This window comes from Actinoplanes nipponensis (genome assembly GCF_016862275.1).
GTDB lineage: Bacteria > Actinomycetota > Actinomycetes > Mycobacteriales > Micromonosporaceae > Actinoplanes > Actinoplanes nipponensis.
The window spans coordinates 42443-66063 of record NZ_BOMQ01000018.1; the positions used below are offsets into that span (position 1 = coordinate 42443).

At 75.0% G+C, this 23621-nt stretch carries 28 protein-coding genes; 15 read left to right on the forward strand and 13 right to left on the reverse strand.

What is annotated here, in order from left to right; translation table 11 throughout:
- Positions 1-95: 95 nt before the first annotated feature.
- Entirely contained in the window at positions 96-1013 is a 918-nt protein-coding gene (locus tag Ani05nite_RS07385; protein WP_203766267.1) for a DUF389 domain-containing protein, read from the reverse strand.
- Between the two features lie 19 nt (positions 1014-1032).
- Positions 1033-2133 (reverse strand): XdhC family protein, encoded by a 1101-nt coding sequence (locus Ani05nite_RS07390; RefSeq protein WP_203766268.1) that lies wholly within the window; start codon positions 2131-2133, stop codon positions 1033-1035.
- 84 nt (positions 2134-2217) lie between these two features.
- Here Ani05nite_RS07390 and Ani05nite_RS07395 point away from each other — a divergent pair, with 84 nt between their 5' ends.
- Complete coding sequence (locus Ani05nite_RS07395) at positions 2218-3552, forward strand: FAD-dependent oxidoreductase (RefSeq protein WP_203766269.1); 1335 nt, start codon at positions 2218-2220, stop codon at positions 3550-3552.
- Here Ani05nite_RS07395 and Ani05nite_RS07400 read toward each other — a convergent pair.
- Positions 3549-4964 carry a hypothetical protein gene (locus tag Ani05nite_RS07400; RefSeq protein WP_239129446.1) on the reverse strand — a complete coding sequence of 472 codons (1416 nt, stop codon included), beginning with the start codon at positions 4962-4964 and terminating at the stop codon, positions 3549-3551. The genes Ani05nite_RS07395 and Ani05nite_RS07400 overlap by 4 nt on opposite strands.
- 112 nt (positions 4965-5076) lie before the next feature.
- Between Ani05nite_RS07400 and Ani05nite_RS07405 the strand changes: the two genes are divergently transcribed.
- From Ani05nite_RS07405 to Ani05nite_RS07420, 4 genes are read left to right on the forward strand one after another with little or no spacing between them, the layout of a single operon-like run.
- Positions 5077-5961 carry a hypothetical protein gene (locus Ani05nite_RS07405; protein WP_203766270.1) on the forward strand — a complete coding sequence of 295 codons (885 nt, stop codon included), beginning with the start codon at positions 5077-5079 and terminating at the stop codon, positions 5959-5961.
- A gap of 34 nt (positions 5962-5995) precedes the next feature.
- A complete protein-coding gene (locus tag Ani05nite_RS07410; RefSeq protein WP_203766271.1) occupies positions 5996-6424 on the forward strand; it encodes an ABA4-like family protein in 429 nt (142 codons plus the stop codon).
- A 10-nt stretch (positions 6425-6434) separates the two neighbouring features.
- Positions 6435-7601: a sensor histidine kinase gene (locus Ani05nite_RS07415; RefSeq protein WP_203766272.1), complete on the forward strand. Its 1167-nt coding sequence runs from the start codon at positions 6435-6437 to the stop codon at positions 7599-7601.
- A 52-nt stretch (positions 7602-7653) separates the two neighbouring features.
- Positions 7654-8280, forward strand: coding sequence for a response regulator (locus Ani05nite_RS07420; RefSeq protein ID WP_203766273.1), 627 nt, complete (start codon positions 7654-7656; stop codon positions 8278-8280).
- A 12-nt stretch (positions 8281-8292) separates the two neighbouring features.
- Here Ani05nite_RS07420 and Ani05nite_RS07425 read toward each other — a convergent pair whose 3' ends face one another.
- The 5 genes from Ani05nite_RS07425 to Ani05nite_RS41775 all read right to left on the reverse strand — a co-directional run bounded on the left by Ani05nite_RS07425 (position 8293) and on the right by Ani05nite_RS41775 (position 10879).
- Complete coding sequence (locus Ani05nite_RS07425; protein WP_203766275.1) at positions 8293-9129, reverse strand: alpha/beta fold hydrolase; 837 nt, start codon at positions 9127-9129, stop codon at positions 8293-8295.
- 208 nt (positions 9130-9337) lie between these two features.
- Entirely contained in the window at positions 9338-9652 is a 315-nt protein-coding gene (locus tag Ani05nite_RS07430) for a hypothetical protein (protein WP_203766276.1), read from the reverse strand.
- 27 nt (positions 9653-9679) lie between these two features.
- Positions 9680-10156, reverse strand: a complete 477-nt coding sequence (locus Ani05nite_RS07435; protein ID WP_203766277.1) for an NADPH-dependent FMN reductase — start codon at positions 10154-10156, stop codon at positions 9680-9682.
- 71 nt (positions 10157-10227) lie between these two features.
- On the reverse strand, positions 10228-10743 hold the full coding sequence (locus Ani05nite_RS07440) for a flavin reductase family protein (RefSeq protein ID WP_203766278.1): 516 nt from the start codon (positions 10741-10743) through the stop codon (positions 10228-10230).
- Between the two features lie 10 nt (positions 10744-10753).
- The gene (locus tag Ani05nite_RS41775) at positions 10754-10879 is read right to left on the reverse strand and encodes a hypothetical protein (RefSeq protein WP_275410517.1); all 126 of its coding nucleotides are present in this window, start codon (positions 10877-10879) and stop codon (positions 10754-10756) included.
- A gap of 464 nt (positions 10880-11343) precedes the next feature.
- On the opposite strand from Ani05nite_RS41775, the gene Ani05nite_RS07445 reads away from it, so the two are divergent.
- Entirely contained in the window at positions 11344-11904 is a 561-nt protein-coding gene (locus tag Ani05nite_RS07445) for a winged helix-turn-helix domain-containing protein (RefSeq protein WP_203766279.1), read from the forward strand.
- 77 nt (positions 11905-11981) lie between these two features.
- The gene (locus Ani05nite_RS07450; RefSeq protein WP_203766280.1) at positions 11982-13238 is read left to right on the forward strand and encodes an FAD/NAD(P)-binding protein; all 1257 of its coding nucleotides are present in this window, start codon (positions 11982-11984) and stop codon (positions 13236-13238) included.
- Between the two features lie 440 nt (positions 13239-13678).
- On the opposite strand, the gene Ani05nite_RS41780 is transcribed toward Ani05nite_RS07450, so the two are convergent.
- Positions 13679-13804 carry a hypothetical protein gene (locus Ani05nite_RS41780; RefSeq protein WP_275410518.1) on the reverse strand — a complete coding sequence of 42 codons (126 nt, stop codon included), beginning with the start codon at positions 13802-13804 and terminating at the stop codon, positions 13679-13681.
- Between the two features lie 285 nt (positions 13805-14089).
- Between Ani05nite_RS41780 and Ani05nite_RS07460 the strand changes: the two genes are divergently transcribed.
- The 4 genes from Ani05nite_RS07460 to Ani05nite_RS07475 all read left to right on the forward strand — a co-directional run bounded on the left by Ani05nite_RS07460 (position 14090) and on the right by Ani05nite_RS07475 (position 18084).
- Positions 14090-15136: a S1 family peptidase gene (locus Ani05nite_RS07460; protein WP_203766282.1), complete on the forward strand. Its 1047-nt coding sequence runs from the start codon at positions 14090-14092 to the stop codon at positions 15134-15136.
- A 94-nt stretch (positions 15137-15230) separates the two neighbouring features.
- Positions 15231-16415 (forward strand): cytochrome P450, encoded by a 1185-nt coding sequence (locus Ani05nite_RS07465; RefSeq protein ID WP_203766284.1) that lies wholly within the window; start codon positions 15231-15233, stop codon positions 16413-16415.
- A gap of 78 nt (positions 16416-16493) precedes the next feature.
- Positions 16494-17660, forward strand: coding sequence for an outer membrane protein assembly factor BamB family protein (locus tag Ani05nite_RS07470; RefSeq protein WP_203766286.1), 1167 nt, complete (start codon positions 16494-16496; stop codon positions 17658-17660).
- Between the two features lie 49 nt (positions 17661-17709).
- Positions 17710-18084, forward strand: a complete 375-nt coding sequence (locus Ani05nite_RS07475; protein ID WP_203766288.1) for a hypothetical protein — start codon at positions 17710-17712, stop codon at positions 18082-18084.
- Here the strand turns inward: Ani05nite_RS07475 and Ani05nite_RS07480 are convergent.
- The 3 genes from Ani05nite_RS07480 to Ani05nite_RS07490 are packed head-to-tail and all read right to left on the reverse strand — an operon-like array spanning position 18081 to position 19450.
- Positions 18081-18653: a TIGR03086 family metal-binding protein gene (locus Ani05nite_RS07480; protein ID WP_203766290.1), complete on the reverse strand. Its 573-nt coding sequence runs from the start codon at positions 18651-18653 to the stop codon at positions 18081-18083. The two genes, Ani05nite_RS07475 and Ani05nite_RS07480, sit on opposite strands and share 4 nt — an antisense overlap.
- Complete coding sequence (locus Ani05nite_RS07485; protein ID WP_239129449.1) at positions 18640-19122, reverse strand: SRPBCC family protein; 483 nt, start codon at positions 19120-19122, stop codon at positions 18640-18642. Before Ani05nite_RS07485 ends, Ani05nite_RS07480 begins: the two co-directional genes overlap by 14 nt.
- Positions 19055-19450, reverse strand: a complete 396-nt coding sequence (locus tag Ani05nite_RS07490) for an ArsR/SmtB family transcription factor (RefSeq protein WP_203766292.1) — start codon at positions 19448-19450, stop codon at positions 19055-19057. Before Ani05nite_RS07490 ends, Ani05nite_RS07485 begins: the two co-directional genes overlap by 68 nt.
- A gap of 106 nt (positions 19451-19556) precedes the next feature.
- On the opposite strand from Ani05nite_RS07490, the gene Ani05nite_RS07495 reads away from it, so the two are divergent.
- Together Ani05nite_RS07495 and Ani05nite_RS07500 are read left to right on the forward strand one after the other, a co-directional pair.
- On the forward strand, positions 19557-20285 hold the full coding sequence (locus Ani05nite_RS07495; protein WP_203766294.1) for a hypothetical protein: 729 nt from the start codon (positions 19557-19559) through the stop codon (positions 20283-20285).
- A complete protein-coding gene (locus tag Ani05nite_RS07500) occupies positions 20282-20611 on the forward strand; it encodes a winged helix-turn-helix domain-containing protein (protein ID WP_239129452.1) in 330 nt (109 codons plus the stop codon). The genes Ani05nite_RS07495 and Ani05nite_RS07500 overlap by 4 nt, the downstream gene beginning before the upstream one ends.
- On the opposite strand, the gene Ani05nite_RS07505 is transcribed toward Ani05nite_RS07500, so the two are convergent.
- Positions 20608-21366 carry a hypothetical protein gene (locus Ani05nite_RS07505; RefSeq protein WP_203766295.1) on the reverse strand — a complete coding sequence of 253 codons (759 nt, stop codon included), beginning with the start codon at positions 21364-21366 and terminating at the stop codon, positions 20608-20610. The genes Ani05nite_RS07500 and Ani05nite_RS07505 overlap by 4 nt on opposite strands.
- A 101-nt stretch (positions 21367-21467) precedes the next feature.
- Between Ani05nite_RS07505 and Ani05nite_RS07510 the strand changes: the two genes are divergently transcribed.
- Both Ani05nite_RS07510 and Ani05nite_RS07515 read left to right on the forward strand, forming a co-directional pair.
- The gene (locus Ani05nite_RS07510) at positions 21468-22397 is read left to right on the forward strand and encodes a serine hydrolase (RefSeq protein WP_239129454.1); all 930 of its coding nucleotides are present in this window, start codon (positions 21468-21470) and stop codon (positions 22395-22397) included.
- A 62-nt stretch (positions 22398-22459) separates the two neighbouring features.
- Positions 22460-23617: a hypothetical protein gene (locus tag Ani05nite_RS07515; protein ID WP_203766296.1), complete on the forward strand. Its 1158-nt coding sequence runs from the start codon at positions 22460-22462 to the stop codon at positions 23615-23617.
- Positions 23618-23621: the final 4 nt, after the last annotated feature.

Below are 23621 nucleotides of genomic sequence, written 5' to 3' on the forward strand. Positions count from 1 at the left end.
TTGCGGCGACCACGACCGAGGTCACCGGCGGAAGCGCCACCATACCGGTCGGCGGGCCGACCGTGTGTCCGTCCACAGTGCTCGTTCGCCGGCGGTCACCGCCGGCGCCCGGCGAAGCGCTGCACCGACAGCGTCAGGACGCCGGCCGCGACGATCGCCGCGATGTTGATCACCAGCTGCAGCGCCGAGCCGGCCGCCTCGTTCATGACGCCGTAGGCCAGCGCCACGGCCACGTTCGCGGCGGCGGGCACGGTGGTCACGGAGATCAGCACCCCGACCAGCGTGCCCGCTTTGGCCGAGGTCAGCGACAGCATCCCGGCGACCCCGGCGAGGAAGCCGACCACCCAGCTGAGCGCGTCCGGCTGCCAGATGAACTCGGTGAGCGGGCGGTGGTCCAGCAGCATGGCCTTGTTCACCAGGCCGAGCGCGGTCAGCACCCAGGTGGTGGCGACGGTGACCACCATGCCGACCGGGAAGCCGACGCCCAGGGCCAGCAGGGCCCGGCGGACCAGCGCCCGGCGGCGCCGCACCAGCCCCACGCAGAGCCCGGCCAGCGGGCCGAACTCCGGGCCGACGACCATCGCGCCGACGATGAGGATGGGCAGGTCCAGCAGCACGCCGATGCCCGCGATCACCGTCGCCACGATCATGAAGGTCAGGAACGCGCCGGACAGCTCCGATTCGGCCGCGGTGGCGTGCTCCACCTCCTCCCACACCACGGCGTCCACGCCGAGGCCGGGCACCCGCCGCTCGGCCCGGTCGGCGGCCGCCGACAGCGTGGTGTCGACCTTCTCCAGCATGATCGAGCCGTCCCGCTCGACGCCCAGCTCGCGCAGCCGCTCGATGATCGCGCTGGCGCCCTCCCGGACGACGTCGCAGAAGACCAGGTCGCCCACGGGCTCGACCGCCGCCCCGGGCAGCACCACGACGTGGGTCACCGCCTCGCGGCCGGTCAGCAGCTCCCGCACAGCCGCCGTACGGTCGGGCGGAACGATGATCCTCAAGTGCAGCACGCGGTCATCCAACCACCGCTCAGGAGTGGATCGGCCCCGCGGCGCCGGTGAGTCGCGCGCCGGTGCCCCGGCCCCGCAGCGCGACGATCTCGGCGGCGATGCTGACCGCGGTCTCCTCCGGGGTGCGCGCCCCCAGGTCCAGGCCGATCGGCGAGGCCAGCCGGGCCAGCGCGGCCGGGTCCAGGCCGGCGCCGCGCAGCCGCCGGAGCCGGTCGTCGTGGGCCCGCCGGGAGCCCATCGCGCCCACGTACGCCACCGGCAGCCCGAGCGCCACCTCCAGCACCGGCACGTCGAACTTCGGGTCGTGGGTCAGCACGCACACCACCGTGCGCGGGCCGACCCGCCCGGCCGCGGCCTCGGCGGCGAGGTAGCGGTGCGGCCAGTCGACCACGACCTCGTCGGCGCCGGGGAAGCGCCGGGCGGTGGCGAAGACCTCCCGGGCGTCGCAGACCGTCACCCGGTAGCCGAGGAACGCGCCCATCCGGGCCACCGCGGCGGCATGGTCGGTCGCATCGAACACGATCATCCGGGCGGCCGGCGCGAACGAGGTGACCAGCAGGCTGGTCCCGGCGCCGTCGCGCTCGCCGGCCGGTCCGTAGTGCCGCAGCGCGGTGTGCCCGGCGGCGAGCAGTTCCAGCGCGTCGTCGCCGGCCACGGTGTCCAGCCGGTCCGCGCCCAGCGAGCCGTGCCGGGCGCCGGGCGTGACGACCAGGTGCCGGCCCAGCCGCTCCGGCGGGCCCGCCACGCAGGTCAGCAGCGCCACCGGGCGGTCCGCGGCGACCGCCTCGGCGAGCGCGGGCAGCTCGGGGAAGCCGGCGCGCTCCACGAACAGCTCGACGGTGCCACCGCAGGGCAGTCCGGCCTCGAACGCGTCGGCGTCGCTCACGCCGTACCGCACCGTTCGCGGCCGGCCGGACCCGGCGACCTCGCGGCACAGCTCGTAGACGTCGTTCTCCACGCAGCCGCCCGACACGCTGCCGACCGCGGTGCCGCCGGCGCTCACCAGCATCGCCGCGCCGGGCTGCCGGGGCGCGCTGGACCAGGTCGCGGTGACGGTCGCCAGCCCGGCGGGCTCCGCCGCGCGCCACCACCGCAGCAGGTCGTCCAGGACCTCACGCACGCTGTTCACCTTTCCGGCCCGGGCCCCCGCCGGTGGCCAACTGAGGACACGCGGAAATCCACCGATACGCCTACCTTGACACCCATGAGGGTAGCCATCGCCGGTGCGGGGCCCACCGGCCTGTACTCCGCGCTCGTGCTGGCCCGCCGCGGACACGCGGTGACGATCGTGGATCGCGACACGGGCCCGACGCCCGGCGGGGACTGGCCGCGCCGGGGCGTCATGCAGTTCCACCATCCGCACGGGCTGCGCCGGCAGGTCATCTCCGTCCTGGAGGCCGACCTGCCCGACGTGCTCGAGAAGCTGCTGGCCGCCGGCGCGGAGCTGAACATCCTGCCGGCCGACGGCCCCCGCCCCGAGCTGCTGGTCGGCATGCACTGCCGGCGGGAGACCTTCGAGCGGGTGGTCCGGGCCGCGGCCGAGGCGCAGCCGGGCGTCACCTTCCGGTACGGGCACGTCGACGGCGTGCTCGCGGCCGGGGGACGGGCGACGGGCCTGCGGGTGGACGGCGCCGAGCTGCCGGCCGAGCTGGTGCTCGACGCGACGGGCCGGTCGGGGCAGCTCGGCGACGACAGCCGCGCGCCCGGCACCGGCACCTCGTGCGGCCTGTCCTACGTGTCCCGCCAGTACGCCCTGCTGCCCGGCGCCGAGCCGGGCCCGATCAACGCGCCGATCGGGCTGACGGTCCGGATGCCCGGATACCTCTACGCTGCCTTCGTCCAGGACAACCGGACCGTCAACGTCATGATCGCCCGGCGCGAGACCGACCGGGAGCTGGCCGGCCTGCGCGAGGCCCCGGCGTTCGAGGCGGCGCTGCGGGCGCTGCCGGGGCTGGCCGAGTGGACGGCGCCGGATCGCAGCCGGCCGATCACCGCCGTGCTGCCCGGCGGCAACCTGCGCAACTACTACCGGGGGCAGCTGGACGACCGCGGCCGGGTCGGGCTGCCGGGCCTGCTGCACGCCGGCGACGCCGTCTGCGTCACCAATCCGACCGCCGGCCGCGGCATCGCCACCTCGCTGCTGCAGGCCCAGCGGCTGATCGCGCTCATCGGCGACGCCGCGTCCCCGGCCGACCTCGAGGCGGTGACCCTGGAGTTCGACTGCTGGTGCGCCGAGTGGATCAAGCCCTGGTTCGACGACCACCTGGTCTGGGACGCCGAGCAGCTGCGGCAGTGGGCCGGCGAGGACGTCGACCTGTCCGGGCCGCTCACCTCGTTCCACATCGTCGACGCGACGCAGGCGGACCCGACGCTGATGCGGGTCGTCGGGCCGTACGTGGCCATGGAGATCCTGCCGGACGCGCTGGCCGAGGTGGAGCCGCGGGCCCGGGAGATCTTCGCGTCCGGCTGGCGGCCGCCGGTCCCGCCCGGGCCGGCCCGCGAGGAGCTGGTGTCGGTGGTCGCCGGCGCGCTGCGCTAGGAGCGGCGCAGGGCGGCCGGCAGCCCGCGGACGGCGGCCAGCCCGAGCGCCGTCCGCGGCTGGTAGGCGACCCGCCACAACCCGCCGTGGGCCGCGCCGATGGCCTCGTCCGTCCAGACGACCGGCGCCGCCGGGCGCGGCTTGCGGAGCTGGTGCACCAGCAGCACCGCCATCAGCCGGTTGCTCGTCTCCGGCGCGAAGATCTCCGCGCCGAACAGGTGCGCGCCCGCGTAGGCCGCGGCGAGCAGCCGGTTGCTGGTCACCGAGCGGGTCCGGGTGGGCGGCGCGACCGCGAAGCTCACGGTCGTGCCCTCCTGCCGGGCCACCGACGCCCGCCAGCGCTGGATCCGCTTGGCCAGCGCGTAGTTCGGACCCTGCTGGGGCACGAGGCTGTCCGCCAGCCCGGGGTCGGCGCCGGGCGGGTAGTTCGGCCGGAGCAACCGGCCGCCGGACACCGTGGCGAGCATCCGGGCGGCGGCGGGCCGCTCCCGGTACCGGGCCGTGGCCTGCTCCACCGCGTCGGCCGGCACCGCGAAGGCGTCCGTCGGGGTGGCGAGGAAGGCCAGGGCGGTGCCGGGCCGCTCCCGCTGCACGTGCCCGGCCAGGGCGTCGACCGCGGCGGAGAGCCGGGGGTACGCCGCCCCGGGCGCGTACACGTAGTTGCCCAGCACCAGCCGGCCCTCGATGCCCAGCAGCCATCGCGCGGCCGCCGGCAGTCCGGTCAGCAGGTCCACGCCCGCGCCCTCGACCGTGGCGCCGGGCGCGATCAGCGTGCCCGCGCTGCGCCGGGCGGTGGCCGCCACCCGGGCCCAGACCTCCGGCCGGGGCAGGTCGATGCCGGCGACCGTGCCGCCCCACGCCAGGACGGCCGGCAGCGGTCCCATCTCGGCGCCCGCGCCCAGCACCACCAGCCGCTGGTCGGACAGGTCCAGCCAGTCCGGCTCGGCCGCCACCTCCCGGACCGCCTCGGCGCAGGACGCCTCGATCGTGCCCTGCTCGACCCAGCGGTCGAGCTGGCGCCGCAGGCCGTCCCCGCGCAGCAGCTCCCCGCGGTACGGCAGGACGAGCTCCCGTTCGGGCTTGCCCTCGCCGTGGACCGTGACGGTGCCCAGCGGCTCGGCCGGGGCGGTGAACACCTCGCCGAGCGGGATGTCCTCCGCGTCGCGGGTGACCCGCATCCGGCTGTGCACCGACGCGAGCCCGGCCCGCGCGATGTCGTAGCCGCCGTCCAGCCCGGCCTCGACCAGGGCCCGGAAATGCCGCAGGTAGCCGGTACGCCAGTCGCTCTCGCGTTCCGCCGCGGCGGCCGCCGCCGGATCCGTCACCCGCAGCGCGTCCGCGACCACCGCCCGGCCCAGCGCCGAACCGCTGCGCCGGCCGTCCTCGTCCCGGGGAAACACGACCTCGTTCACGCGGACAGTATGGCCACCTCCTACCGGGGGAGGAGACAGGCTCCGACCACCGGCCACGGGACCGGCCCGCGGACGGGCGAGAACGGACGCCGGGGCCGGAAGCATCGGGGGCATGACAACCGTGCTGCGCTGGCACCGCCCACTGATGATCTTCTCTGCCGCGATGGCCGTCGTCGCCCTCGTCGCGGCGGTCGGCGTGCTCGCCGACCCGCGCGTGCTCACCGGCGCGCCGATCTGGCTCAAGCCGTTCAAGTTCGCCGTGTCGTTCACGCTCTACACCGCCACGCTGGCCTGGATGCTCTCGCTGCTGCCGCGCCGCAGCCGGCTGGCCGAGCGGTCGGCCACGGTGCTGGTGGTCATGTCCGCCGCCGAGATGGCCGTGATCGTGACGCAGGTGCTGCGCGGCCAGACCAGCCACTACAACGAGACGTCGGCGCTGAACGCGGCCCTGTGGCAGGTCATGGGCACCGCGATCATGGTGCTGTTCGTCGCGCACTTCGTGATCGGCGTCGTGGTGCTGCGGCAGCGGATCGCCGACCGGGTGGCCGCGCAAGCCGTCCGCTGGGGCCTCGGGCTGTCCCTGCTCGGCCTGGCGGCGGCCGTGCCGATGGTGCAGCCGGGGCAGATGGGCCACAGCGTCGGCGTGGGCGACGGCGGCCCGGGCCTGCCGGTGGTCGGCTGGAGCACCACCGGGGGCGACCTGCGCATCGGCCACTTCGTCGGGTTGCACGCCCTGCAGGCGCTGCCGTTGCTGGCGCTGCTTCTGGGCCGGCGGCTCGACGAGGTCACCCGGCTGCGGCTGCTGCTGGTCGGCGGCGTCGCGTACGGGATCCTCACCGCGCTGCTGACCTGGCAGGCCCTGCGCGGCCAGCCGCTGCTGCAGCCGGACGCCGCCACGCTGACCGCCTGGGCCGCCCTCGCCGCCGCGACCGCTGCCGCTACCGTCACCGTGGTGGCCCGCCGCCGGCCCGTCGGCGAGCTGGAGCTGGCGGCGTGACCGCCGGACGGGTCGAGCGGGGGGAGGTGCGGGCATGACCGGTGCGCTGTTCGGTCTCACGTTCGCGGTCGCCGCGCCGTTCTGGGCCCTGATGATCCTGCTGCCCCGCTGGTCGTGGACCCGGCGGGTGATCGCCTCGCCGCTGATCGTGCTGCCGGTGGTGGTGATCTACGCGCTGCTGGTGATCCCGGCCTTCGGCGAGGTGCTGCCGGCGGTGGCCGCGCCCACCCTCGGGGGCGTCCGGGAGCTGCTCGGCACGGCCGACGGGGCCGCGGCGGCCTGGGCCCACATGATCGCGTTCGACCTCTTCGTGGGCCGGTGGTCATGGCTGGACAGCCGGGAACGCGGGGTGCCCGCGCTGGTGATGTCGCCGGTGCTGCTGCTGACGATCATGCTCGGGCCGCTCGGCCTGGCCGTGTACCTGCTGGTCCGGACGCGTTACACCGCGGCCGGAAACGCCTAGGGTGGCCCTCGTGGGATGGGTGGGGCGGCTCTTCGACGCGCGGGACACCCTCGTGCGCATCCTGCTGCTCGATCTCAGCGGCCTGGGCTACCTGCTCTTCGGCCACGAGGCGGGCCGGACGCCGACCGGGACGCAGTGGCTGCTGGCCGGGACGGCGTTCGGCTGCGCGCTGGTCCTGCACCGCCGTCCGGTGGTCAGCCTGCTGGTCCAGATCGCGCTGCTGGTGGTGGCGTTCCGGGTCCTCGACGACACGACGATCAACCAGGTGGGCGCCAGCTGGCTGCTGCTGGAGGTGGCCATGTCGCCGGCCGGGCGGCGCGTGCTGTGGGCCGCCGCCGGCCTGCTGGCGACGGTCTACCTGGTCTTCACGCTGGGCAACCGGCCGTCGTCGCTCGCGGTGCCGATCTACGGGCTGTTCGTCGTGGTGGGTGTGCCGGTGCTGCTCGGGCTGGTCATCCGGACCACCCGCGAGCTGAGCGTGCAGGCGCGGCGGCAGGCGGAGTCGGAGAGCCGGGCGGCCCGGGCCGACGAGCGCGCCGCCATCGCCCGCGAGCTGCACGACGTGGTCGCGCACCACGTGGCGTCGATGGTGCTGCGGGTCGGCGTGGCCCGGCACGTGCTGCCGGACGTGGATCCGCGGGTGGCCGAGGTCTTCGACGACGTGCACGGCACGGGCACGGCCGCGCTGGCCGACCTGCGGCGACTGGTCGCGGTGCTGCGGGACCCGTCCCGGCGTACGGATGCGGCGCTCACCGCGATCGAGCCCGGCGCGCTGCCCGCGGCCCTGGAAGCGGCGGTGGAGACGGCCCGGCGGGCGGGGCTGACGGTGGACGCGTCGATCGCCGCGGAGACCGGCTCGCTGGACGTGGTCCGCGGTCTGGCCGTGCTCCGCCTGACCCAGGAGGCCCTGACCAACGTGGCCAAGCACGCGGGACCGGCGGCCCACGCGAGCCTGCGGGTGGAGGTCCGCGACGGCGACGTGGTGTGGTCGGTGGCGGACGACGGCGGCGGCGTGGCGCCCGGGCTGCCCTCCGGCGGCGGCCACGGGCTGACCGGCATGCGGGAGCGCGTGGAGGTGCTGGGCGGCCGGCTCACGGCCGGCCCGGCGGCCGGCGGCTGGCGCGTCGGGACGGTGCTGCCCGCGACCCAGCCCCTGCCGGCGGGGGAGGCCGCGTGACCGGCGCGTGCCCGGCCGGCGGCCCGCCGCGGCCGATCGGCGGGGCGGCCGCGTGATCCGGGTGCTGCTGGTGGACGACCAGCCGTTGATCCGGGCCGGGCTGCGGATGCTGTGCGACGCGGAGGCGGACCTGACCGTGGTCGGTGAGGCGGAGAACGGGCGGGACGCGATCGCGCTGGCCGCCCGGCTCGCGCCGGACGTGATCGTCATGGACCTGCGCATGCCCGGGGTCGACGGCATCACCGCGACCGGCCGCATCCTCGCCGAGCGCCCGGCCGCGCGGGTGGTCGTGCTGACCACCTTCGGCGACGACGACCACCTCTACCCGGCGCTCACCGCCGGGGCCTGCGGCTTCCTGCTCAAGGACGCGCCGCCGGTCGAGCTGCTGGACGGGATCCGGCGGGCCGCGGCCGGCGACAGCCCGTTCAGCCAGGAGGTGCTGCAACGGCTGGTCCGGCGGGCGGTGTCGGCCCGGGCCGAGCCGCCGCGCGAGGTGACCGGGCTGACCGCGCGCGAACGCGACGTGCTGGAACTGGTCGCCGAGGGCCTGTCCAACACCGAGATCGCCGACCGCCTCCACATCGGGGTGACGACGGTGAAGACGCACATCACCAGCCTGATGACCAAGACGGGGAGCCCGAACCGGGTGCGGCTGGCCCTGTTCGCCCGCGGGGGCTGACCGGCGGCCCGGTCAGAGGCCGCGGGCGGTGAGCCATCCGTCGACGAGGTCGACGACCTTCCCCGGGGAGCGGCGGGCCCAGAGGAAGTGGTCGGGGACCGCGTCGACGGTGGCGCGGTCGACCCCGGACGGGAGCCGGCCGGCCAGGTGGTCGACGGCGGCCGGCGGGATCATCCGGTCACCCGCGATGGCGACGAGCAGGGTGGGCACGGCGAGAGCGGCCAGCGCCGCCTCGTAGTCCGTGCGGTCGCCGCGCAGCCGGTACCGGCCGTGCCGGGCCTCGTACCCCCAGTCGGCCATCAGCGTGCGGGGCTGGCGGCCCGCGAAGCCCAGCCGGTGCCCCGGCCAGTAGCCCAGCGAGCAGGTCACCGCGCCGACGAAGCGCACCCCGGCGGCGCGCTGGGCCCGGGCCAGCCGGCCCCGGCGCGCCCACGGGGAACTCGTGCCGGTGCCGAGGGTGACGACGGCGTCGGGGCGTACCGTGCCGGCGGCCCCCGACAGCAGCGCGAGCTGACCGCCCAGGCTGTGGCCCACCAGCGCGATCCGCTCCGCGCCGGCCACGGCGGAACCGGTGAAGACCGCGGGCAGGTCGTCGCGGACCAGGTGGGCGTAGCCGAACGAGTCGCGGCGCAAATCGGCGACCGGGCTCTGCGGCATGCCGCGCAGCTCGACCCCGACGACGTGCCGGCCGGCCGCCGCCCAGGCCCGGAACAGCGGCCGGTAGTAGGCCACCGGCACGCCCAGCGCGGGCAGGAAGACCACGGAGGCGGCGCGGCCGGCAGCGCCGTACTCCTCGACGGTCAGGGTGACGCCGTCGGTGGAGGGCACCGGGTGCACGCGGAATTCCATCGGGCCAGTCTCGACGCCGGCGGCCGGGCGTGACCTGTGATGTGGCCCACCCGACAGGAAAGGCCGGGAACCCGTGGCGGCGGGTTCCCGGCCTTGCTGCCTGACACGATATCGCGGACTCAGCCCTGGCGGCCGTTCCAGCGGGGGTTCTTGCGATTGATGACGACCAACCGGCCGCGCCGGCGGGGGTGGCGAGCCTGCCGAGGGGTCAGCGCCCGTGCTGGGCGGCGAGCGCGTCGACCGCGTTCTTGGCCTCCAGCAGGCTCGCCCCGGTCTCGTCGCGGTACGCCTTGATCGCCGCGATCCGCTGGTCGGCGAAGATCAGCCGGAGCACCTCGGGCAGCTCCCGTTCGCGGACGGTGACGCCGAGGTGGGCGACCACCGCGTCCATCTTCCGCTCGATCGCGCTGAGCCGCGCCGCCGTCCGCAGTTGTTCCCGGCGGGTGTTCGCCGAGGACGCCAGGCCCAGCAGGATGAGGCCGGCCAGCAGCACCACGAGGGCGACGGTCACGAGGATCTCCATGGGGGCATCGTGCCAACCGGCCGCCAATCACCGGCCGAGGGCCGCCGCGTACTTCTCCGCGAGGGCCGCCGAGTCGGGCAGGTCGCCCTCCACCACCGGCAGCGCGGGGGCGACGTCCGCGCCGAGCTCGCCCAGCAGCTGCGCCAGCAGCGCCGCGGCGGCCGCGGCCTGCGGGGCGACGCCGGCCGTCACCACCGGTACGGCCCGCTTGCCGGCCAGCGCGTTGGCGGGCAACTGGTCGAGCAGCACCTTGAGCACCCCGGTGTAGCTGCCTTTGTAGGTGGGCGTGGCCACCACCAGCAGGTCCGCCTCGCGGATCGCGGTGACGGCGGCGGCGGTGGCGGCGTCGCCCGGGGTCAGCAGGCCCGGGCCCAGCTCGCCCACCTCGACCACGGCGACGGCCCCGCCCAGGGCCCCGCCCAGCGCCCCGCCCACGGCGGTGGCCAGCCCGGAGGTCCGCGACCCGGGCCGCGGATTGCCGGACACGACGACGATTCCGCTCATGCGTTCACTCCTGGCGGCAGGGGGAGGACGCCCTCGCCGAGGCGGTGGGCCTTCTTCGGGCGTGGCCACATCTACGCCGACCGCCTCAGGTGGGCGTACGTGCCGTCGTGGTAGACCAGCGGCGCGACGGTCGTGTCGGCGTGGTGCTCGCCCCGCTCCGGGGCAGCCAGCACGATGGTGTGGTCGCCGGCCTCCACCCGCCGGGTCACCCGGCAGACGATGGTGGCCAGCGCGCCGTCGAGCAGCGGCACCCCGCCCGGCCCGGGCCGCCACGCGCCGTGGGCCGCGAACCGGTCGATGCCGCGGGTGGCGAACGTCCGGGCCACCTGCTCCTGCTCCTGGGTCAGCACGTGCACGGCGATGGTGGCCGCCGACTCCACGGCCGGCCACGCGGACGCCGTCCGGGCCAGGCAGAACGAGACCAGCGGCGGGTCCAGCGACACGGAGGTGAACGAGGTGGCGGTGAAGCCGGCCGGCGGCGCGCCCGGCGCGGTGATCACGACCACGGCGGCCGCGTGGCGGCGCAGCAGCGCCCGGAAGAGGTCGGCGTCCACGGCGCGGTCCTGGTGGAGAGGGGTGACGGTCATGGTGATCCCTTTAGGCGGAGACGAGGGAGCGGCGGTCCACAGTGAACGCCGCGCCGGTCGGCGTGGCCGTCTGTGCCATCAGGTGGGAAGGGCGTAGTGCCGGCCACGCGGGGGCGTCGGTGATGGGGGTGGTCATGGGCCCAACCGTGCCCCTCATCCTGGGAGGATGTCAATGGCGATCCCATATCCTAGTAAACCTATGGGGTTGGGCTAGCATGGGGACTTGGATACCCCGCCCAGCCGGTGGTCGCCCGAACGCCGTTGTGCCGATCGTCACCCGTTGCCGGCTCCCGCATCATGGACTTGCTTTGACCCCCGCCCGGCCAATGGGAAGGATGGCGACATGCGATTGCGCGACGTACGGCTCACGTCCCGTCTCGCCATCGATCTCCTCCGGTGCGCGAGCGCGCGCTGTCGCGGCTTCTGATCGGCCGGTGATCCCGGGCCCCGCCGCGACCGCGGTGTGCGGGCCGGAACAGCCCGAAGGAATGACCCACGGCGCGTATCCGCGCCCATAAACCTATCCCACACATGGGAAAAGTATTGTTCAGGCGCCGCCCGGGACCCGGTCGGCGGCCGCACTCTCCTCGAGGAGAAGACATGTCCGTTCTTGCCGTCGCCGATCTGTCCCATGCCCGCTCCGCGCCGGTGCGCCGCGGCGCCGTCCGGCCCCGCGCCGCCCGGCTGCGCGCGCTCACCGCCGTGGACTCCGCGGTCACCGTCACGATCACCCTGGGCGCGCCCGGCTCGGAGGAGAGTGAACGGGTCCTGGCTGCCCTGCGCGACCTGGTCGCGGCGGCCGGTTCCGGCGCGGACGTCGACCTGGCCCCGGCCGCGCCGCCGGTGGACCCGCCGCGGGAGGCGCCCGGCCTGCACGTCGACACCCGGGCCCGCACGGTGTCCCGTGACGGCCGGCTGCTCGACCTGAGCCGCCTCGAGTACGAGCTGCTGCTCTTCCTCTCCCGCCACCCGCGCCAGGTGTTCAGCCGCAGCCAGCTCCTCGGTCACGTCTGGGGGCACGCGCACACCACCGTTCGTACGGTGGACGTGCACGTGAGCCGCCTGCGGACCAAGGTCGGCGACCCGGACGTGGTGACCACGGTCTACGGCGTGGGCTACCGCCTGTCCGACGACGCGCGGGTCATCCTGCTCGACGACTGATTCCCCGGCCTCCTCGGCGTGCCACTGGCGCCCAATACCCGTCATGCCTATCGTGTTGATAGGAGATAGGGGGCCTGATGGGGCGTGTGGTGGCGGTGGTCGGCGGCGGGTGCTCGGGGGTCCTGGTGACCCGGGAGCTCCTGCACGGCGGGGACGACGACGTGGTGCTGATCGAGCCCGGCGAGCCCGGGGGCGGGGTCGCATACGGCCACGCGCAACCCTGGCACCTGCTGAACTCGCGCGCCGGCGCGATGAGCGCCGACCCGGACGACCCCGGCCACTTCGCCCGCTGGGCCGGCGCCGCCCCGCAAGCCTTCCGCCCCCGCGCCGAGTACGGCCGCTACCTGCGGTCCGTGCTCGCCGAGGCGGACCGGGCCCACACCGGACGGTTGCGGGTGCACCGGTCCCGGGTGACCGCGCTCGGCCCGGACGGCACGGTGCTGCTGGACGACGGCGGTGCGGTGCGCGCCGACCACGTGGTGCTGGCCACCGGCGGACCGGCCGCCGCGCACCAGCCGATCGAGCATCCCCGCTACGTCGCCGACCCGTGGCGTCCGGGGGTGCTGGAGGAGCTGCCGGCCGACCGCCCGGTGCTGCTGATCGGCACCGGCCTCACGGCGGTCGACGTGGCGCTGACCCTGACCGCCGGCGGGCGCCGCAGCGCTCCCGTGGTCGCGGTGAGCCGGCGCGGGCTGCTGCCGCTGACCCACACCGCGGACGCGACCCCGCCGGCCGTGCCGTCGCTCGACGACTGCGCCACCCTGCGCGACGTGGTGCGGGCCGTACGCGCCGCCGCCGGCGAGGCGGGGGACTGGCGACCCGTGGTGGACGGGCTGCGACCGCTGCTGGACCAGCTCTGGACCGCCCTCACGCCGGGCGAGCAGGAGTCCTTCCTGCGCCACCTGGCCCGGCCGTGGGAGTGCCACCGGCACCGGATGGCCCCCGTGGTCGCCGCCCGGGTGGCACAGCTGCGCAGGGCCGGGCGGCTGGAGATCCGCGCCGGTGGTGTCGCGGCCTGGCCCGGGCTGGCGGACTTCGCCGCGGTGGTCAACTGCGCCGGCCCCGGGCGGCTGCCCGGCGCGGCCGGCCCGCTGGCCGGCGGGCTGCTGGCGGCGGGGCTGGCCCGGGTCGGCCCGCACGGGCTCGGCCTCGACGTGGATGACGCCGGACGGCTGGTCGGGGCCGGCGGCCGCGCGCACGACCGGCTCTGGGTGATCGGGGCGCTGCGCCGGGGCGCGCAGTGGGAGACCACCGCCGTGCCCGAGCTGCGCGCCCAGGCCCGGCGGCTGGTCACCGATCTGCGCGCCGGTACGCGCCTCGCGGCCGTCGCCTAGCGAGGGAAGGGTCTCGATGCTCATGCGGGCGTTGGAGCCGCAGGAGTTGACGTACTGCTCCACCTGGGGCCGCCACGAGCTCGCGGTCAGGCAGTGCCCGGAGTGCACGGCCCGGAAGACGTACATGCCGTTGGCGGGGGTCGACGTAGTCGATGGAGAAGCGCTGACGTCGAGGCACGAGCCCGGGGCGTTACGGGGTTCGAGCCGGTAGGACACCTGCGGGGTGGGATAGCCGGAACGGAAGCGGAACTGCTGGTCCCACGACGTCGGGTCGCGGACGGCGATGACGATGTGGGTGCGGTAGTGCGCCGCGGCGCCGGTGTTGAGCAGGACGCCGCCCACCGGCGTCAGGGCGTGCGCGGCCCCGTCCCGGCCCCGGCGCGTGGTGACCAGCCCGGCGCGCCGGAGGGCGCCCAGGTGCTCGGAGACCGTCGCGGCGCTCATGCCGAGATGGCGGGCGAGTGCCGGGGTCCCCGCCCGGTCGGTGCCGACAGCGGGGTGGTGAAGTCGAACGCGTAGCCCTCCGGCGGGCTGAGCATCAGGGCGAGGGCGGACTCCGGCGTCAACCGCGGCAGCACCGTGCGGCGCCAGGGGGGCGGCGCTGTCGGGACATGGGCGCAACCGGCCGGGCGTCCGGCCCGTGTGCCGGGGCCGTCCCGGCATCCCGAAACGGGCATAGCCCCGTGATATGACGAAGATGTTTCCGCAGCTCAGGAACGTTTTCGGGGTCAGTTGCTTCATGATTTGGAAACATTGCCCGGGCTTGAGTCGACATCGAAAGAACTCAATACTCAGGAAGGCACCGGTACGCCGGAGATCCGGCGTACCCCCCGTCCCCCTGGGAGGAACCTGTGCGTAACCCCGGCTCGAAGCTCGGCCGACCGATCGTCGGTCTGGCCGCCGTGTTGCTGGTGGGCAGTGCGTTCGCGTCACCCGCGTCCGCCGCCCCGACCGGCCCCGCCGCCGACCCGTCCTTCGCCCCCTCCGCCCTCGCCAGCAAGCTGGACACCCAGTTCGGCACCGCTGCCGCCGGCTCCTTCGTGGACGCCGCGGGCAAGCTCGTGGTCAACGTGACCGACGCCGCCACCGCCAAGTCGGTGACCGCCGCCGGCGCGACTCCCCGCTACGTCGCCCACAGCGGCGCCGCCCTGGCCGCCGCCGACTCGACGCTGAAGTCCCAGCTCAAGACGCCCGGCACCTCGTTCGGCGTGGACCCGGTCAGCAACAAGATCGTGGTGACCGCGGACGAGACGGTCACTGGCGCCAAGCTCGCCGCGGTCAAGGCCATCGTGGCCAAGCTGGGCGACAAGGCCACCTTCGAGTCGGTGCCCGGCACGCTGCGCACCACCATCTCCGGCGGTGACGCGATCTACGCCGGTGGCGGCCGCTGCTCGCTGGGCTTCAACGTCCGCAACAGCGCCGGCACCAGCTACTTCCTGACCGCCGGCCACTGCACCAACATCGGCTCGACCTGGACGAACGGGTCCACCACGCTGGGCACCCGGGCCGGCACCAGCTTCCCGGGCAACGACTACGGCATCGTGCGCTACACCAACACGACGATCGCCAAGCCCGGCGCGGTCGGCTCGCAGGACATCACCTCCGCCGGCACCCCGGCCGTCGGCGCCACGGTCTACCGCCGCGGCAGCACCACCGGCATCCACTCCGGCCGGGTCACCGCGCTGAACAGCACGGTCAACTACGCCGAGGGTTCCGTCTCCGGCCTGATCCGGACCTCCGTCTGCGCCGAGCCGGGCGACAGCGGCGGCTCGCTCTACTCGGGCACCACCGCGCTGGGCCTGACCTCCGGTGGCAGCGGCAACTGCTCCTCCGGCGGCGTCACCTACTTCCAGCCGGTCACCGAGCCGCTGAGCGTGTACGGCGTCTCGGTCTACTGATCCGTCGCTCGCTCGCGAACGGCCCCACCCGGCCCGGGTGGGGCCGTTCGCCGTCCGGATGACAGCGGGCGGCGAAAAGACGAGAATCGATGTCATGTCAGCTGAGACCCCGGTCGAGTCCGAACGCAAGATCGCACGAGGGGACCTGGCCCCCGGCTGCCCCGTCCACGCCGGCGCGGACGGGGTCTGGCACGTCCAGGACTTCGCCGGCGCCCGCTCGCTGCTGCGCGGCACCGAGACCCGGCAGGCCGGCTTCGGGGTGGAGAACGCGGCCAAGCTCGAGGGCAAGATGCGCATGCCCGTGCTGTACCGCGACGGCCCGGAGCACCGCGAGCACCGCCGGCAGACCGCCAAGTACTTCACCCCGAGACGCGTCGAGACGGCGTACGCGTCCCTGATGGACCGCCTCGCCGACGAGCAGTGCGCGACGCTGCGCCGGCGGGGCACGGCCGACCTCTCGCAGCTGTCCTTCCGCCTGGCCGTGGCCGTGGCCGCCGAGGTGATCGGCCTGACCGAGAGCGGCCCCGGGATGGCCCGCCGGCTGGACCGCTTCTTCGAGGAGAAGGGCAGCCCGCACCGCCTGGTCCGGGCCTGGAAGGAGGTCCGCTCCAACGCGAACATGGCCCTGTTCTTCTGGCGCGACGTCCGCCCGGCGATCCGGGCCCGGCGGGCCGGCGGCCGGGACGACCTGATCAGCCACCTGCTCGGCGAGGGCTGCAGCAGCAGCGAGATCCTCGGCGAGTGCGTGACGTTCGCGGCGGCGGGCATGGTCACCACCCGGGAGTTCATCACCCTGGTCGCCTGGCACCTGTTCACCGACGACAGTCTGCGGGCGGCGTACACGGAAGGTGACGAGAAGCAGCGGGTGGCCATCCTGCACGAGATCCTGCGGCTGGAGCCGGTGGTGGCCAACCTGGCCCGCTGGACGACGGCGGAGATCCGCACCGGGGACGTGACCATCCCGGCCGGGGCGCGCGTCGACATCGGGGTGGCGGCGGCGAACCTGGACCCCGCGGCGGTGGGCGCCGACCCGGGCGCCGTCTGTCCCGGCCGGCCGCTGGCCGACGGCGTGGGCGATGCCGGGCTGTCGTTCGGCGACGGGCCGCACCGGTGCCCGGGCGCCTACATCGCCATCCAGGAGACCGACATCTTCCTGCGCAAGCTGTTCGCGATGCCGGGGCTGCGCATGGTACGGCCGCCGCGGGTGGGCATCCGCAAGGAGATCGCGTCCTATGAGCTCACCGGCCTGACGGTGGCGATCGCACCGGAGGTGGCGTGACAGTCGGCTGATTCGAGGCTTTTGCCGGGTTGACCGGGTTTACGGTACGGGCGTTCACCGCCTACCTCGGGAGGACCCGTGTCCCCTGCACGTCTGCTGGCCGGGACGGCCCTGCTGGCTGCCGCCCTGCTCGCCGCCCCCGCGCCCGCCCGGGCCGCCCCGGCGCCCGGGTGGGCGCAGCCCGGCTACGGCCCCGGCGACACCTACTACAACCCGGCCGAGTCGGTGATCAACGCCGGCACTGTCGACGCCGTGCGGCGGCGGTGGACCGTCGCCCTGCCCGAGGCGCCGCAGCGGTGCGCCCGGGCCGCCGAGCCCGTCGTCGCCGGCGGCCGGGTCTTCGCGCCCACCGAGACCGGCATCGTGGCGTACCAGGCCGGGACCGGCCGACCGTCGTGGCGGTTCGACTGGCCGTACCCCGAGGACGAGACCACCCCGCACCTGGCGGTGGCCGGGGACCTGCTGATCGTGGCCAACTCCGGCTGCCAGTCGCAGAGCGACCCGGACGGCACGGTCCGCGCCCTCAGCGCCGTCTCGGGCCGGCTGGTGTGGACGGTGTCGCTGCCGGCCCCGGTCGAGTCGCTGGTCGTCGACCGGGGGATCGCGGTGGTCTCCGGCGAGTCGGCCTCCGACAGCCCGGCGGTGGTCGGCCTGAGCGTCGCCGACGGCACGCGGCGCTGGCAGCTGGCCGGCCACTCGTCCGCCGGGGTGTCGGCCGGCGGCCGGGTGCTGGTCGGCCGGGTGGGCGCCGCGGGCACGTCCGCGCTGTCCGTGACCAGCGGCCGGATGCTGTGGACCAGGGCGGCCGCCTGGACCGGCCGGGCCGCGGACCCGGCCGGGGACCGCTTCTACGCCTCCGACGCCCGCAACGCGATGCTCTGCCTCGACGCCGCCACCGGCGCGGTGGTGTGGTCGGCCGCCCGCAAGGGCAGCGCGCTGATCGCCGCCGACGGCCGGCGGGTCTACCGGGCCATGGGCCCGGCCGTCGAGGCCCTGGACGCGCGGACCGGCGCGCGCCGGTGGACGGCGTCCCTGCCGGGCCACGCCGGCCAGCCGGTACGCGCCGGCGGCCTGCTCTACACCACCGTGGACGGCGGCCGGCCGCTCGGCATCCTCAACGCCGCGACCGGGACCCGGGCCTCGGCGGGCACCCGGATCGGCGCCGTCCCGGGCGGGAACGTGGTCGTGACCGGCGGCTGGGTCTACGCCCTGAAGCGGGGCGCCCTCTCCGGCTACGCGCGCTGAGCGGTGCTTCCCGGTTGACCGGCTCCCGCCGTACCCGAAGGATCGCGGGGTGGCAGCAGCGCGGCAGGACGCCCGCCCCGACCGGCACCGGGTGGTCGCGGCCGACCTGGCCGCGCTCGGCGACGACGAGCTGGCCGCCCGGCTGGCCGCCGCCACCCTGCTGGGCGTGGGGATCGGCGGCCGCACCGCCCGGCTCGAGGTGGGCGGGGCGCCGGTGTTCGTCAAGCGGATGCGGCTGACCGACCGGGAGCGGCGCCCCGGGTCCGTGGTCCACTTCGACGCGCACCCCGGCAACGTCCTCGCCGACGGTCCCGTACCCGGCCCGGGAGCTGCGCTCGGCCGGCCGGGTCGCCGCCGCGGTCCACCCGGCCGTGCCATCGGTGAACGCAGGGTGAGTCAGCCGGGTGGATCCGGGGGCGGCTAGCGCGGCGACCAGAAGGGGTCGCGGCCGATGAAGCCCAGCAGCCCGGTCTGGGCGTCCGCGCCGGCGGGCACGTCGACCCGGGGACCGTACTGGCCGGACGAGCGGAGAACCTCCTCCATCTGTTCCATCCCGGCCAGGAGCAGGGCGCAGAACTCGGGGTCCAGCCGGTCGTCCTGGCCGGAGGCCCGGGCCAGGTCCCAGGTGTGCAGGAAGACGTCGGTGACGTAGAACTGGTCGATCGCCGTCGCGAGCGGCAGGCGGCCGATGTGCTCGTGGGTGAATTCCCGGGTCGCGGTCCGGGGATCGTCCAGCACGGCCTGCACGCCGTCGCAGTGCACCGTCCAGGCCAGCACCGGATCCCGGTCCGCGGACGGTCCGCGGGGCAGGTCGAGGCCGGCGCCCTCGGCGAGGAAGTCGTGGCACCAGTCGGTCAGGTGCCCGACGACGTCCCGGGCGGCCCAGCCGGCGACCGGGGACGGCGCGTCCCAGGACCGGGTGCCGCGGACCCGGTCGGTGAACACTGCGGCGATCTGGCGGTGACGGTCGGCCGGGAGCTCAGGCAGCGTCATCGGTGGCCATCCTTTCCAGCTTCGCGTAACCCTGGTCGAGGCCGACCTCCATGCCGGAGCGCAGCCACGCGTCGCGGGCCTCGAAGCTGTCCACCAGCGACTGCGTCCGCAGCCGGCTCCGCCCGCCGCCGAGATCGTCGAACCACGTGGTCACCAGCAGAACCGCGTCGGGATTGCCGGCGTAGGAGAACGTCTGCACGATCCGCTCCTCACGCACCTCGTGGAAGCAGCCGCGGAACGCGTACTCCCGGCCCTCGCCCGACGAGACGTACCGCCAGCTGCCCCCGGTGGTCGCGTCCCAGTGCTCGATCCGGGTGGACAGGGCGTCGGGGCCGATCCACCGGGCGAACCAGGCCGGATCGGTGTGGGCGCGGAAGAGTCGCCCGGGCGGCGCGGCGAAGTCACGCGTCGTCCGGATGACCGGTAGTCGCGGATCGGCCTCGATGGTCGTCCCGGTGATCCTGTCCATGCTCGTCTCCCTCCATCTGCGCCAGCACCGCGTCCAGCCGGCGGTGGCGCTGCTCGGCCCGGCGGCGGTAGCGCTCTGTCCAGGCGTCCATCAGGTCGAAGGTCGCGACCTCGAGGCGCACGGACCGCGGCTGCGGGCCGGGCGGCCGGCTGACCAGCCCGGCGTCCTCGAGCACCCGCAGATGCTTGTAGACGGCCTGCAGGGTCATCCGGTACGGCTCGGCGAGCTGACTCACGGTGGCGTCGCCGTCCGCCAGCCGGGCCACCATGTCGCGCCGGGTCGGATCCGCCAGCGCGGAGAACACCGGGGTGAGCCCGTCGGCCGCCATGGTCTGCCCCGCCTTTCAACTAGCTGGTTTAAAGAACCGTAGGCGGGTCCGGCCGGGCCGTCAACCCACTCTTGCCAAGACTGGTCTGTAATGCAAAGCTATCGGCATGACACACGAATCTGCCTCGCAGGGGGAGTCGCCCCGCGAACTGTTGGCGGCCGTGCACGACCTGACCCGCCAGGTCCGTCTCGCCCAGCGGGCCACCTGGTTCCCGCTGCTGGTCTTCGCGGCGATCACCCTGGCCGCGGTCCCCGTCTACCGGTACGCGCCCTACGTCGACCTGTTCGACACCTGCAGAACCCGCGGCGACCAGCACGTCTGCTCGGGCGAGAACCCGGTCGTGCTGGGCTACTGGACGGTCGCGCTGGTGCTCGCGTACGCGGTGATCGCGGTCTTCTCCGTCAGCCGGTCCCGTCGGCGCGGCGTGGGCACCCCCGTCCGGCCGTACGTCGTCGCCGGTGTCGTGCTGGCCGTGCTCATGGCGGCCCTGTCGATCTGGCTGGTGTTCCACCCGCTCCTGCCCGCGCCCGCCGATCCCTTCGGCGACCCGGCCGAGGTCCGGGTCGGGCCGCTCGTCCAGCTGGTGCACGGGCTCGCCAGCCCCCTGACAGTCATCGGCCTGGCCCTGCTGGTGCTCGCCTGGGTGGAACGGCACTGGGCGCTGCTGGCCTACAGCCTGGGCTTCCTGGCGACGGTGGCGGTGCTGGGCAGCCGGTGGATCGACTCGCCCTCCCTGTGGTGGTTCCTGCCCGACCTGCTCGTCCCGGCGGCGGTGCTGCTGCTGGGCGCCGCGGCCTTCGCGCCGGCCCGCCCGGCCGGCGAGGTACGGCGGTGACGGCCGAGCACCCGGCCAACGGCCTCGACGACGTCGTGCACCAGCGCGTCCGGCTCGGCATCATGGCCATCGCGCACCAGGCCCGCCAGGTCGAGTTCGGCTTCCTGCGGACCACCCTGCAGCTGACCGCCGGCAACCTCGGGCAGCACCTGGCCGTGCTGGAGAAGGCCGGGCTGATCCGGATCGACAAGGGCTACGAGGGCCGGCGCCCGCGCACCTGGGTGGTCCTGACCGCCGCCGGCCAGGACGCCCTGCGCGCCGAGGTGGCCCACCTCAAGCAGCTCATCCAGCAGGTCGAACAGGCGGACGCCGCGCCGGCCACCTAGCGGCCGTTGGTGGCGTCGTCCTCGGCGACCCGCTCCTCGCCGCGGCGGCGCAGCATCTTCAGGCCGGGCAGCCCGATGATGGCCAGGTGCAGGTCGTTGGTGACCTCCAGCAGCGAGTGCAGGTCCGGCCCGACCTGGTCGAGCTTGCCCAGCAACGGCATCACGTCCTCGGTCAGGTGCCGGCGCAGCCGGGGCAGCTCGTCGATCATCCGGATGGCCGCGGTGACCTCCTCCGGCGTCAGCTCCTCGATGAAGCGGACGGCGAGCGGCGCCGCGCGGCGCAGGGCGGGCGCGTACCCGTCGAGCAGCTCGCGGGCCTCGGCCGAGGTCGCCGACGCCTGCCGGACCACCCCGGACGCCGCGCCGGTGATCTGCCCGGCGTCCGCGACGATCGCCGACGCGCCGGTCACGGCGGCGGCGGCGCCCTTCACGGTCGCCGAGGCGCCGTCCACGACCAGCGCGGCCCGGGCCGCCGTGGCGGTGACCTCGTCCACGGCCAGGGCGGCCGCCGCCATGATCACCTTTGTCTCCCGGAGCGTGCTCTCGATGCCGTCGACCACGCCGTCCACGCGGCCGACCAGGGCCTCGGCGCTCTCGGCGAGCATCGTCATGCGGCTGACGAGCAGCTCCGTCTGGCCCAGCAGGCCGAGCACGCGGAAGGGGACGGTCGCGAGCGTGGCCGCCGTCTCCACCACCTGACCGACCGCGTAACGGGTGATCTCGACGAACGCGGCGGGTGACGGGAGCAGCGGCATGCGCCCATTGTGCCCGCCGTGACCAGTGACAAACCGTGAGGGACGGCGAGCGCCCGGTAGTACGTTTTGGCATCCCGCGCCGGGCACGGCACTATGCATGGGTGCGACGAACCCGGCTCTTGATCTTCGCGATCGCGACAGTGGTGATCCTCGGCGGCGCGTCCCTGATCGGCCTGGGCATGCAGGCCGACAGCGGCGGCGCCGGCGGCGGTGTGCTGCCGCGGGCGCTGACGTTCGGCGTCGACCCGGCGCCGTCGGCCGCGCCCACGCCCACCGGCCCCAGCCCCGAGGAGCTCGCCGCCCGGGAGCGGGCCAAGCGCGTCAAGGCGCTCGACGCGGCCCTGAAGAAGCTCGACGCCACCTCCCCGGAGTTCTCCGTCGCCGTGCTCGACAAGAAGACCGGCCAGCGCTACTCGTACCGGGGCACGGAGAAGTACGACACCGCCAGCATCGTCAAGGTCCAGGTGCTCGCCTGCGCGCTCCTGCGCGCGCAGGACGCCGGGCGGGACCTGACGGCGACCGAGCTGTCGCTGGCCAAGCCGATGATCCGGCTCAGCGACAACAACGCCACCACGGCCCTGTTCACCCGGATCGGCAAGGTCGCCGCGGTCACCAAGTGCAACAAGCGGCTGGGCCTCACCCAGACCAAGGTCAGCAACTCCTGGGGCCTGACCAGGACCACGGTCGACGACCAGGTCAAGCTGCTGGCCGAGCTGGTCGACACCAGGGGTCCGCTGGACGCGGGCTCGCGCAAGCTGGCGTTCACGCTGATGAACACGGTCGACGACGCCCAGGACTGGGGCGTGCCGGCGATCGCCAAGGCGGGCGAGACCACGACGGTGAAGAACGGCTGGGACACCCGCTCGGCCGACGGCGGCCTGTGGGCCGTCAACACGGTCGGCCGAGTCACCGCCGGCGACGACGTGAACGTGTCGGTGGCCGTGCTGTCGCACAACAACAAGAGCATGGACGGCGGCATCACGCTGGTGCAGAAGGTCGCCAAGCTGACCCGCCAGCACCTCAGGTACTGACCGGCCGCCCGGCGACGGTCGTCACCGACGCCCGGGCGCGGGCCGCGTCCTACGATGGGCGCATGCGCGGAGCGCAACCGATGAGGCGGCTCGCCGGCATCGCGGCGGCGGCCCTGCTCACCGTGGGGTCGGCCGCCTGCCGGTCCGGCCCGGAGGTCGACTGGGCGCGCGTCCACCCGGTGCCCACGGCCGAGATCAACGGCAGCGCGCCGCTGGATCCCGCGGCGCTGGTGGCCGGTACGCCGGGTTTCGTCCTGGCCGGCGTCACGCACGCGGCCTCCGTCGGTCCCGAGGAGCCGTTCCCCGGCGAGCCCTACTCGGCCGCGGTGGCGTTCTCGCCGGACGGGCACACGTGGCGGCGTCCGACCCGCGAGGCCTTCGAGACGGCGCCCGGGTCGTACGCCACCGCGGTGACCGCGCTCGTCTGGTTCCGCAAGGCCTACTGGGCCTTCGGCACCGAACGGGGCAGCGAGGACGCGACCGTCACGGTGTGGAGGTCGGTGGACGGGGAACGCTGGGCCCGCGCCGCCCGGGTGCCGGACGTGCAGCATCCCGGCAGCCTCACCGTCGGCGAGGTCCAGGGTCGGCTGCTCCTGCTCTCGTACCGGTATCGGGCGCCGACCCAGTGGTGGCAGTCCAGCGACGGGGCCCGCTGGCAGCCGGGGCCGAGCCCCCTCGGCACGGGCTCGGCCGGAGCGCCGACGAAACTCGGTGTCCTGGTCTTCGGTTCCGAGCCGGACGCGCGCGGCGTGGTCTACAAGGTCCGGCCGGACGGCGTGACCGACATCTCGGCCCGGCTGCGGGGCGTGCGGCACGCGCGCGGCGCGGTCACCGTGGACGGGCGCACGGTCGTGGTCGGCGAGGCGCGTTCCGCCTCGGGCCGGACCGGGGTCCCCGGGGCCTGGCGCACCGGGGACGGCGAGCACTGGCAGGCGTCCACCGGCTTCGAGCTCGGCAACGGTCTGGTCGATCCGCGGGTGGAGGCGGTCGGTCCGGCCGGCCACGGCTTCCTGGCCGTCGGCCGCGCCGGCCCGGCGGGCGGCCTCGTCGGCATGGCGTGGACGTCGCCGGACGGCGAGCGGTGGAAAGTGCTGGGCCGGCCGCCGAGCGCCGAGCTGATCGCGCCCGCCTACCGCGCCGGCCGGGTGGTGGTCGCGGGCAAGGTCCTCGTGCGGCGGCCGGCCGAGCTGCCCGGCGCCGCGGTCGTCACCTACGGCTGAGGGC